The sequence below is a fragment of the Myxococcus sp. CA033 genome (assembly GCF_013336625.1).
Taxonomy (GTDB): Bacteria; Myxococcota; Myxococcia; order Myxococcales; family Myxococcaceae; genus Myxococcus; species Myxococcus llanfairpwllgwyngyllgogerychwyrndrobwllllantysiliogogogochensis.
This window is the reverse complement of the sequence record NZ_JABUMU010000025.1, coordinates 157,898-170,024: the sequence shown is the minus strand read 5'-3', so window position 1 is coordinate 170,024 and position 12,127 is coordinate 157,898. Positions and strand designations below refer to the sequence as shown.

At 69.9% G+C, this 12,127-nt stretch carries 3 protein-coding genes; 1 reads left to right on the top strand and 2 read right to left on the bottom strand.

Annotated features, from left to right (window positions below):
- Positions 1–151: 151 nt before the first annotated feature.
- Positions 152–1,033: an NAD(P)-dependent oxidoreductase gene (locus tag HUA78_RS37875; RefSeq protein ID WP_174455791.1), complete on the bottom strand. Its 882-nt coding sequence runs from the start codon at positions 1,031–1,033 to the stop codon at positions 152–154.
- 129 nt (positions 1,034–1,162) lie between these two features.
- Positions 1,163–3,253 (bottom strand): methyl-accepting chemotaxis protein, encoded by a 2,091-nt coding sequence (locus HUA78_RS37870; RefSeq protein WP_254624113.1) that lies wholly within the window; start codon positions 3,251–3,253, stop codon positions 1,163–1,165.
- A 574-nt stretch (positions 3,254–3,827) separates the two neighbouring features.
- On the opposite strand from HUA78_RS37870, the gene HUA78_RS37865 reads away from it, so the two are divergent.
- Complete coding sequence (locus HUA78_RS37865; protein WP_174478394.1) at positions 3,828–12,107, top strand: Ig-like domain-containing protein; 8,280 nt, start codon at positions 3,828–3,830, stop codon at positions 12,105–12,107.
- Positions 12,108–12,127 lie beyond the last annotated feature (20 nt).

Here is a 12,127-nt window from a genome sequence, read left to right as displayed (position 1 = left end):
GGGCCTTCTCGCTCTCAGGTCTTCTGCGCACACAGAGCCGAACGAGAGGTGCCCCTGCTCCCTCTTCCCGCTCACTTCACGCCCGCCCGCCCTCCGGCCTGATCGAGAATCACGAACTCCGGTTTAGCGTGTCGCAGCGCTCAAGCCGCGTTCAGTCCTTTCCCAGGGTGCGGAACACGGCGGGCAGCTCCTGGGCGCCCAGCCCCGCGCCGACGGCCCGCCGGTAGTTCTCGAGCAACTCCCTGGGGAAGCGCGTGCTGATGCGTGCGTCCTGGCTCAGCCGGACGATGTGCTCGATGGCCGCGACATGGGTGTTGAGGCTGCACTGCTCACCCGTGAAGTCGTCGCGCGCGACCATGTCCTGCGCGGCATCGGCGGTGACGGAGATCAACCCCAGGAAGGAGTTCTTCTGGGCAAAGAATGCCTTCGGGTCGAGTCCCTCGGCCTTGCACATCGCCGCCGCGTGGAGGACCGCCAGGGAGCCTCCGTAGTAGGCCTCGAGAATCGCGCAGTCGAGCGTCGCCGCGGAGCCAATCTTCTCGTCGACGTAGACGGAGTTCTTCGCCACCGCCTGGAGCGTCCCGAGGTGCCGGTCGAAGACGGCGCGCGACCCGGCGTAGAAGACCGTGGCGTAGTCGGTGGCCACGAAGGCGGGATAGGCGAGGATGGCCGCATCCAGGTAGTCCACGCCGTGGGCCGTCGCCCACTCCAGTGCGTTCCTTGCGTCCGCGGGCGAGCCGCTGGTGAGCTGGACGAGCGTCGTCCCGGCGAGCGCCGCCACCACGTCCTTCGAGGAGAACACCTCCGAGAAGGCGGCGTAGTTCGACAGCGAGACGACCACGAGGTCGCGCCCCGTGATGGCCTCGCGCAGCTCCTCGAACGCGAGGGTGCCACCGCCCACGGCCTGGGCCTTGCTCGGCGTCCTGTTCCAGACCGCGACCTCGTGCCCCACCGCCGCGAAGGCCCGCGCGAGTGCACTTCCCATGAGCCCGCTGCCAATCACCGCGATCTTCGACGAACGGCCGGATGTCATCTTCAGTCTCCTGATGCTGCGCTCGAATGCCGCGCCCGGAATCGGGGCCTGAAGATGAGACCACAGCTTCGGGAGGAATCGACCCTGGATGTTTTTGTCCGCCTCCGGGGAGCGCCGTCCGTGCGGGCCTCAGTCCGCCAGCGAGCCTGACTGGAGGGTGCTCGCCGCCGAGTTCGTCATCCGCTCCGCCAGCGTTTGCACCGAGCGCGCCACGTTGCGCGTCTCCTCCACGACGCGAAGCGTCTGCTGCATCTCCTGGGAGAGGTCCTGGATGGCCACGGCAATCTGGGACGTGCCCGCCTCCTGCTGCGACACCGCCGCGGAGATCTGCCGCACGCTGCCGCTGGTGTCGCCGATGATGCCCGCGAGCTTCTGAAGCTGCGTGCCCGACACGCGCACCGCATCCAGGCCCACCCTCACCCGCTGCTCGCCCTGCTCGCTGAGCTTCGCGGCCTCGCGCATGCTGGTGCTCACGCCCTCGAGCACCTCGCGAATGCGCTGGGTGGCGACAACGGACTGGTCCGCCAGGCTGCGCACCTCCCGCGACACCACGGCGAACCCCTTGCCATGCTCCCCGCTGCGCGCCGCTTCAATCGCCGCGTTGACCGCCAGCATGTTGGACTGGTCCGCCAGTCCCTTGACGGTGTCGACGATGCCGGAAATCTCCCGGGTCCGCGAATCCAGCGCGAGCATGCGCGCGGCCATTCCCGACACCTCCAGACGAATGGCTTCCAGGTTCGTCAGCGTCTTCTCGATGGCCGCACCGCCCTCGCGGCCCGCCTCCTCCGCGACCACGATGGAGTGGGTCAGCGCTCGCGTCTTCTCCGACGTGACGAGCGAGCCCTGACGGATTTCCTGCACCGTCTGGTCCAGTTCCTTGAGCGCCGTGGCCTGCCGGTCGATTCCCACCGTCTGCGCCTCGCTCGACGTGCGCAGCTGCTGCACCACCGACGCCAGCTCTCCGGCGCCGCGCCCCATGTCCCTGGCGAGCATCTGTACGTCCAGGCGCCGGGCCTCCAACTGGCGCGTATGCGATTCCAGCGAGCGCACCACCCGCAGGGAGCGCCGCGCGACGATTCCCACCAGCGACGCGGTGAGCGCCAGGAAGCCCCAGTGGACGAACGAGCCCTCCAGCTTCACCCAGCCCAGCAGCGGCAGCATGCCGAGCACGAGGATGGCGGCGAGCACGCCCAGGCCGACGCCGAAGATGCGTGCATCGACATTGCCGCGATACGCGGCGACGACCGCGACAATGACATACGCCAGCAGGCAGGGGATGGAGTAGAGCATCACCAGCTGGAACAGCCAGCTCGCGACGCCCAGGTCCACCAGCACCACCGCGGTATTGAGGGCCGCGAGCACGGTCAGACACCACACCAGCCCCCGGAACCAGCGCAGCCGGCCCTCCAGGATGCCATCCAGGATGAACCAGCCCAGTCCCGGCAGCACACAGTAGGCCGCCGTGAGGGTGACCTGCCCCATCACCCGGTCCACGTCCCAGGCCAGGGGCAGCACGCCGCTCATGCCCGCCAGCAACACGCCCGAGCTTCCGGCGAAGACGGCCAGCGACAGCAGCACGCGCCGCTGCCCGCCCATCAACGCCATGCCCAGGGCGACCAGCGCGACGGCCACCAGCAACACCCCCGTCACGAGGGACGCCTGGCCCTGCCGCAGCACCTGCGCCATCAGCGCCGGGTGGGAGCCCACTTGCGCCCGCAAAGTCACGCCGATGGCCGGAGTGCTGCTCTGGATGCGGAGCAGCATCCGCGAGCCCTGGACCGAGGACGGCAGGGGAATCAGCTTCCCCAGAATGCCCTGCCTCACCTCGGTGCCCGACGGGTTCACCGTCCCGCTCGAGTAGACGCGCCGGCCCCCGACGTAGACCTCGAAGGCGTTGGACACGGAGCCCAGCAGCAGCGCGGGCTCACCCCACCCACGCTCCGGGATGGGAATGCTCACCCAGAGGAGCGTGTGTCTCCCCCGTCCCGGTGGCGTCCCCAGCGCCTGCATGGGTCGCCACGCGCTCGAATCGGCTTCACGCGCCCAGACGGGCACACCCTCCGGCCCCAGCGGTGAGTCTCCCCAGCGGTAGAGCCATCCCTCCCGCAGGTCCACCCCGCCCTCGCGCACCTGCGCCTGGACGTTGGAGCCCCACACCGCCAACACGAGCAGCACACGCGCCAGGCGCGACAGCCACCTCCCATCAAAACGCCCCTGCATGAAAGGAAGCCCTCGCGGCGAGACATGAAACATCGATGACGGGCGCTGCGAGACATGAGACCGGGCCATGAAGGCACCGATGCTCATGTGTCGACGACACCTCCGCAAACGGGTCTCTCTCACCCCGCCCGCCTGCTCCACACGCGTGCATCACCAGCGCTGCCTCCGAGCACGCATCCACTCCGCGTGACGACGCGATGCAGTGCCGACAGCGCCATGAATCAGCAATCCCAGACTTCCGCTCTCCGAGCCCGCGCCCCAGCTCACAACGCCCGCTGTCCGGATTCCAGAAACTGGATCCAGCCCTCGGACAACCGTGACAGCGGACCGTTTCAGATGGCTTCAAATCCAGACAACCGCGCGGTGAATCCGTTGTTTCGCACTGGCACCCTCGTTGCTTTTCCGCAAGGGCGTGACAGAGCGAGCGACATCCCCCCACGAGCCTTCTCCCCGGCGTGAAACATCTGGCTGGGATTCCAAGCCACCCGGTGAATTCTCGGTTTCTGCCGCACCGCTCCTGACGGATTCGACCTCCCTTCGCGCGCCGCCCCTCCCCGCCCGCCCTGGTACTCCCATGTCCTCCACGTCTCCTCGCCGGGCCAGCAGTCGCGCCATCTTGCGTCTGCAGTGGCTGCTCCCCCTGTTGTGGATGGTGTCCTCGAGTCAGGGCGCGGCGGCCCCCATCCTGCGCCACACGGCGAACCAGCGCGGCGACCTCCTGATGGTGGGCAACACGCTCGCCCACGACTGCGCCTCCGGCGTGCCGGCGCCGCTGGTGGGGACGGTGGGGAGCTGCGGGTCGAACACCTCGGATGACGCGGTGGACGTCTACTGGACCCTCCAATCAGGCGTGGCGACCGCGAACACCTCGGTGAGCCCCACCAATGCCCGGAGCCGCGCCGCGCTCAGCATCCCCACCGGCGCCATCGTGACGTATGCGCGGCTGTACTGGGCCGCGCACCTGTCCACCACCACGTCGCAGCGGACCCCGGACACCACCGCGGAGTTCAGCCGCCCCGGGGTCTTCACGCAGCAGCTGACGGCGGACGTCGCGCACAGCTACGCCCCGAGCAATCGCTACATCTACGAGTCCTCCGCGGACGTCACCAGCCTGGTCGCCGCCCACGGCACGGGCGACTACGAGGTGAGCAGCGTGGACGCCGTGCCGCTCGCCAACCTCAACAGCATGGACCCGTTCAGCGCGTGGGCGCTGGTGGTCTTCTACCGGCACCCCGACTCGCCCATTCGCAACCTGGCGCTCTTCGATGGCATCGATTACGTCAGCAGCGGCAACCCCCAGACGGTGACGCTGTCGGGCTTCACCGTCCCGCCGTCCGGCTTCGATGCCAAGCTGGGCGTGCTGGCCTTCGAGGGTGACGCCACGCGCACGGGCGACCAGTTCCTCGTCAATGGCGTGAGCATCTCCGACGCCGCCAACCCCGCGAACAACTTCTTCAACGGCACGCGCTCCGTGCTCGGCACGCCCTCCACGCATGCCAATGACCTGCCCCGCCCGACGGGCGCGCAGGCGAGCATGTCGGGGGTGGACATGGACGTGGTGGACATCACCCACCGCGTGACAGGGGGCGCCACGTCCATGTCGCTCACCGCCACGTCCACAGGTGACTCGTACATCCTCGGCGCGTTCGCGACGTCCATCGCCACGCTCCGGCCGGACTTCACCAACACCTACAAGACCGCGACGGCGGTGAACCCGCGCGCGGATGGCTCGCTGCGCGGAGGCGACGTCATCGAATACAACATCGTCACCACCAACACGGGCGACGACGTCAGCATCGAGACCGTCTTCACGGACCCGCTGCCCGCCCAGCTCACCTTCCAGCCGGGCTCGCTGCGGATTGTCTCCGGCCCCAACGCGGGCGTGCTGACGGACGCCCCGGGCGACGACGTGGGTGAGGTCAGCGCGGCGGGCGTCATCACGGTCCGGCTCGGCACCGGCGCGACGGCCACGCTGGGGGGCACCCTGCAGCTTCAACAGAGCACCACCGTCCGCTTCCGCGCCGTGGTGAAGGCCTCTGCCTCCGGAGTCATCGCCAACCAGGCCACCCTCACCGCCGCGGGCGAGCGAGGCGCTCCCGCCAGCTCCGCCACCAGCTCCCCCTCGTCGAACACCACCGGTCCGACGACCATCACCGTGTCCGTCCCGGATGCGCCCGTGGTGACGGCCCCGGCGAATGGAAGCACCGTGGCGACGAGCACGCCCGTCTTCTCCGGTACGGCCGAGCCGGGCAGCACCGTCAGCGTGGAGGTCGACGGCGTCGTCGTCTGCACCGCCCCCGCCCATGCGAGCACGGGCGCCTGGTCCTGCACCAGCATCGCGCTCCCCGAGGGCGCCCACACCGCCACGGTGACGGCCAGCGACCCGGCAGGCAACGTCAGTCCGCCCACCCAGGTGGACTTCACCATCGACACCCTCGCCCCTGACACGAGCATCGTCACCGGGCCCACGGGCGCGGTGGCCTCCAACAGCGCGACCTTCACCTTCGCCTCCAACGAGAGCCCCATCACCTACGCGTGCAGCCTGGATGGCGCGGCCTTCGCGCCTTGTGCCTCGCCGGCGACCTTCGGTTCCCTGTCCCAGGGCAATCACACCCTGGCGGTGCGCGCCGTGGACGCGGTGGGCAACATGGACCCGACGCCGGCCACCCGCGCGTGGAGCGTGGACACCGTCGCGCCGGACACCACCATCGTCAGCGGCCCGTCCGGACTGACGAACTCCGCCAGCGCCACGTTCACCTTCGGCTCCAATGAGGCGTCGGTGACGTACCAGTGCGCGCTCGACGGCGCGACCTTCGCGTCCTGCCCGAGCCCCGCGACGTTCGCCGACCTGTCACAGGGCAGCCACACCTTGCTGGTGCGTGCGGTGGACGGCGCGAGCAACGCGGACTCCTCACCCGCCAGCCGGACGTGGACCGTGGATACGGTGGCGCCGGACACCACCCTCGTCAGCGGACCGTCCGGTGCAACGAACTCCGCCAGCGCCGCCTTTGCATTCAGCTCCACCGAAGGCTCCAGTACCTACGAGTGCAGCCTCGACGGGGCGACCTTCACCTCCTGCTCGACGCCCGCGACGTACAACACCCTCTCCCAGGGCAATCACACGCTGGCGGTTCGCGCTCGCGACACAGCGGGCAACGTGGACCCGACGCCGGCCACCCGCGCGTGGAGCGTGGACACGGTGGCGCCGGACATCACCATCGTCACCGGTCCGTCGGGGACGACGAACTCCACCAGCGCGACGTTCACCTTCACGTCCAGCGAGACGCCGGTGACGTTCGAGTGCGCCCTCGATGGCGCGAGCTTCACCGACTGCTCGACGCCCGCGACCTACGACACGCTCTCCCAGGGCAGCCACACCCTGGCGGTGCGCGCCCGTGACGCCACGGGCAACCTCGACGCCACTCCCGCGACCCGGACCTGGACGGTGGACACGGTGGCTCCGGAGACGTCCTTCACCAGCACCCCGCCGTCCTCTTCCAATTCGGCGATGGCTGCCTTCGACTTCACCTCCAACGAGAGCAGCGTGGCGTTCGAGTGTCGGCTGGATGGTGAGGTGTTGTTCACTCCTTGCGCCAACCCTCAGGCCTTCCCGGCACTGGCGCAAGGCAGTCATACGCTGCAGGTTCGCGCGGTGGACTCCGCGGGCAACGTGGACCCGACGCCCGCGACGTACACGTGGACCATCGACACGTCAGCGCCGGACACCACCCTCTCTGGCGGACCCTCGGGGACGACGGCTGCGACCAGTGCGACGTTCTCCCTCGCCTCCACCGAGAGCCCGGCGAGGTTCGACTGCTCGCTCGATGGTGCGACCTTCGTCTCCTGCACGAGCCCCGTGACACACACGGGCCTCGTGGATGGCGCTCACACCTTCGCGGTGCGCGCGGTGGATGCCGCCGGCAACATGGACCCGACGCCGGCCACCCGCACGTGGACGGTGGACACCACGCCCCCCGAGACATCCTTCACCAGCACCCCGGCGCCCGTGGCCAGCTCCGCGACAGCCACCTTCGGCTTCAGCTCCAATGAGGCGCAGGTGACCTATGAGTGCTCACTCGACGGCGCGACCTTCGCCACCTGCGCCACCCCGCAGCCCTTCCCAGGGCTCCAGGACGGCCCTCACACCCTGGCGGTCCGCGCCCGCGACGCCGTGGGCAACGTGGATGCGTCGCCCGCGACGTATGTGTGGAGCATCGACACGTCGGCTCCGGACACCACCATCGTCACCGGCCCGTCCGCGCTGACGAACAGCGCCGACGCGACGTTCTCGTTCAATGCCTCGGAGTCAGGCGTGACGTACGAGTGCTCGCTCGACAGTGCGACCTTCGCCTCCTGCGCGAACCCCGCGAGCTTCGGGTCCCTGACGGACGGAAGTCACACCCTGGCGGTCCGCGCTCGCGACGGCGCGGGCAACACGGACGCGACGCCCGCCATCCGGACCTGGACGGTGGACACCACGCCGCCCGACACCACCCTGACGAGCCAGCCGGCGTCCATCACCAACACCACCTCCGCCACATTCGGCTTCGGCAGTGACACGGACCCGGTGACGTACGAATGCGCTTTGGACGGGCCGGCGTTCACCGCCTGCGCTCATCCCGAGACGTTCCAGGGACTGGCCCAGGGCAGCCACACGCTGGCCGTGCGCGCTCGTGATGCGGCCGGCAATGTGGACCCGACGCCCGCGACCTATGCGTGGACGGTGGACACCACCGCGCCGGATGCGCCCGAAATCGATGTGCCCGCCAATGGTGTCGTGGTGCCCACTCGGCAGCCCGCCATCTCCGGCACCGCGCAGCCGGGAACCCTGGTGACAGTGACGGTGGATGGCTCCGTGCTGGGCACGGCTCCCGTGAACGCGCAGGGCGAATGGACCTTCACCCCGGCCACCCCGCTGGGCCAGGGACCGCACACCGCGACGGCCACGGCCACGGACGCCGCGGGCAACGAGAGCGATGCCAGCGCGCCCACGAGCTTCACCGTGGACACCGAGGCGCCGGAAGCCCCCGTCATCAGCGCACCCGCCAGCGGCGCCACCATCGCCACCGCGACGCCTGTCTTCGAAGGCACCGCCGAGCCCTTCGCCCAGGTCACGGTGGTGGTGGACGGCGACGTGGTGGGCACCGTGACGGCGGACATCGACGGCCACTGGAGCCTCCCCAGCCCGGACACCCTGGCGGAAGGCCCTCACACCGTGGAGGCCACCGCGACAGACTCCGCGGGCAACACCAGCGAGGACACGTCACACGACTTCGCCATCGACCTGTCCGCGCCGGAGACCTTCATCGACTCCGGTCCGCTGGCCTTCACTCGCGAGACGTCCGCCGCCTTCGTGCTGCGCATGGAGAACGGCGGCATCCGCTTCGAGTGCGGACTGGACGGCGCGGCCTTCATGGACTGCACCAGCCCGGTGGCGTTCAGCGGCCTGGCGGAAGGAAGCCACACCCTGGCGGTGCGCGCGGTCAACGGCCTGGGGACCGCCGACGCTACGCCCGCGACCTACGCATGGACGGTGGACCGGACGGCGCCCGTGTCGCCCACCGTCGTCTCGCCCGCGAGTGGCACCGTGGTGGGCACCGCGACGCCGACCCTCGTGGGCACGGGTGAGCCCAACAGCCACGTCTACCTTGAGGTGGGGACCGCCACGTATGGCCCCATCCCCGTGAATGGAGCCGGCGACTGGACCTTCGCCCTTCCGGTGGAGCAGCCCGAAGGCCCCGTCACCGTCTCCGCCACCGGCGTGGACGCCGCGGGCAACAGCTCCGGTGCGACGTCCCATGGGTTCTTCATCGACCTGACGGGGCCCGAGACGTTCATCGACTCCGGTCCAGCGCGGCTCACGCGCGAAACGTCGGCCTCATTCGAGCTGCGCTCCGAGGGTGGCGCGGTGGGCTATCAGTGCAGCCTGGACGGTGCCGCCTTCGCGACGTGTGACCCTCCGCTGGAGCAGACCGGCCTCGTGGATGGCGACCACCTGCTGCTCGTGCGCGCCGTGGACGCCGTGGGCAACGTGGACCCGACGCCGGCCGAGTACGCCTGGCGAGTGGACACGACGGAGCCGGACACCCTCGTCACCTCGGGCCCCGCGCTCCTCACCGACGAGTCCTCGGCGACGTTCGAGTTCGCCTCCAGCGAGCCCGACTCCACTTTCGAGTGCAGCGTGGACGGCGCGACCTATGCGGCGTGCACCAGCCCGGTCACCTTCGAGGGCTTCACGGAGGGCGAGCACACGCTGACGGTCCGCGCCGTGGATGCGGCGGGCAATGTCGACGGCTCGCCTGCCTTGCACACGTGGACGGTGGACCTGACGCCTCCGAATGCCCCGGTCATCACCGCGCCTGCCCCGAGCGCCGTTCTCGCGGATGGCACCGTGACTCTCACCGGCTCGGCCGTCGGCGCGGAGACGGTGCTCGTGACGGTGGGAAGCACGACCCACGGCCCCATCCCCGTGGACTCCAATGGCCACTGGACTTTCACGCTCCCCTTCACGCTGGCGGATGACACGTACACCGCCGTCGTCACGGCGACGGATGCCGCGGGCAACACCAGCGCCGCGACGAGCGTCACCTTCACGGTGGACACCACGGCGCCGGACACGGCCATCGACAGCGGCCCGGAGGCCCTGACGAACGAAGTGCTCGCTGCCTTCGTCTTCTCGTCGAACGAGGCCTCGGTGACCTATGAGTGCAGCCTGGACAGCGCGGCCTTCGCGCCGTGCACTGTCCAGGATGAGGCCGGCCCCCTCGCGGACGGCGAGCACACGCTGGCGGTCCGCGCGGTGGATGCGGCGGGCAATCGGGACGCTTCGCCGGCCACGCACACGTGGACGGTGGACACCGAGGCTCCTGCGGTCGCCATCACCTTCCCTACCCAGGGCGCGGTGCTGGACACCGCGACGGTGACGTACTCCGGCACGGCGGAGGCAGGCAGCACGGTGACGGTGGTGGCGGACGGCATCACCCTCGACTCCTTCGTCGCGGGCAGCTCGGGAGTGTGGACGCTCCCGGGCGGCTCGCCGCTCGCCGACGGCACGCACACGGTCTCCGTCACGGCGACGGACGCCGCGGGCAACACCAGCACCGTGGTGACGCACACGTTCAACGTGGACGCGCAGCCGCCAGAGACGCGCTTCACCCAGACGCCTCCCGCGCTGACGCGCCAGGAAACGGCCACGTTCGGATTCGGCTCGGACGAGTCCCCGGTGACGTATGAGTGCAGCCTGGACGGCGCGACCTTCGCGACCTGCACGAACCCGGTGGAGCTGCTCGGCCTGACCGACGGCGAGCACACGCTGGAGGTCCGGGCCCGGGACGAGGATGACAACGTGGACCCGACGCCGGCGTCCTCCTCGTGGACGGTGGACACCCTGGCGCCAGACACCTTCATCGCGAGCGGCCCTCCACTCACGGAGGCCCCTGCCCTGGCGGTGTTCGACCTCGACTCCAACGAGGCGGCCGTCACCTACGAGTGTGGCCTGGACGGAGCGGCCTACGTGCCATGCACGGACCCGGTCCGCTTCACCGACCTGGCGCTGGGGGCGCACACGCTGAACGTGCGCGCCGTGGACGCGGCGGGCAACGTGGACGACACGCCGGCCACCTACGCATGGGTGGTCACCGCCGACGCGGATGGCGACGGACTGACGGACGCGGAGGAGCTCGTGCTGGGCACCGACCCGAACGACGCGGACACGGACAGCGACGACCTGCCAGACGGCATCGAGGTGAAGGTCGCTGGGACGGACCCGCTCGACGACGACACGGATGATGACGGCCTGCTGGATGGCAACGAGGACGCCAACCACGACGGCGTCGTCGACGCGGGCGAGACGGACCCGAAGAAGACGGACACCGACGGCGACCTGCTCGCGGACGGCCTGGAGCTGGGCCTCACCGAGCCCCAGGGCACGGGCACGGACCTGACGCGCTTCACGCCGGACGCGGACCCGACGACTGTGACGGACCCGCTCAACCCCGACACGGATGGCGGCAGCGTGCGCGATGGCATCGAGGACGCCAACCACAACGGCCAGGTCGACTCGCGCGAGACGAATCCCCTGCGGCCCGAGGACGACCTCGACTCCGACCTTGACGGCATCGACGACGCGACGGAAATCGAACGGGGCCTGGACCCACGCAACGCGGACACCGACTCCGACGGCGTGCCGGACGGCCTGGATGGACTCGCCGACACGGATGGTGATGGCGTCATCGACGCGCTGGACCCGGACAGCGACAACGACGGGCTCATGGACGGCACGGAGATGGGCGTGACGCGGGAGAGCGCGCCGGCGGACACGGACCGTGGCTCACCCCACTTCCGCCCCGACACGGACCCGAGCACCACCACCGACCCGAAGACCCCGGACACGGACGGTGACGGGTTGAGTGACGGCGAAGAGGATGCCGACCCCAACGGCCGCGTCGATGCCACGGAGACGGACCCGAACATCCCCGACACGGATGGGGACGGCCTGAGCGACGGCGTGGAGGTGAAGGGCAGCAACCCCACCGACCCGCTCAACGCCGACACGGATGGCGACGGACTGGTGGACGGCTTGGAGGATGCCAACCACGACGGCGTCTTCGGCAACGGCGAGACGGACCCGAACAACGCGGACACCGACCTTGGTGGGGCCAGCGACGGCGAGGAAGTCTCCGGCGGCTCGAACCCACTGGACGGCAACGATGACTTCCTCATCGCGGGCCGTGGCTGCAGCACGGGCGGCACGGGCACCTTCGCCCCGCTGGCGCTGCTGCTCCTCGCGCTGCCGTTGCTGAGCCGGCTTCACCGCGCCGGCGAACGGCGCACCCAGGACGTCCAGGCCCGCTGAGCATCACCCTGGCGCTGACG

Bases quoted from the DNA above. Each gene is read 5' to 3' on its own strand.
- HUA78_RS37875 (WP_174455791.1), bottom strand. From the start codon at position 1,033: ATGACATCCGGCCGTTCGTCGAAGATCGCGGTGATTGGCAGCGGGCTC.
- HUA78_RS37870 (WP_254624113.1), bottom strand. From the start codon at position 3,253: ATGCAGGGGCGTTTTGATGGGAGGTGGCTGTCGCGCCTGGCGCGTGTG.
- HUA78_RS37865 (WP_174478394.1), top strand. From the start codon at position 3,828: ATGTCCTCCACGTCTCCTCGCCGGGCCAGCAGTCGCGCCATCTTGCGT.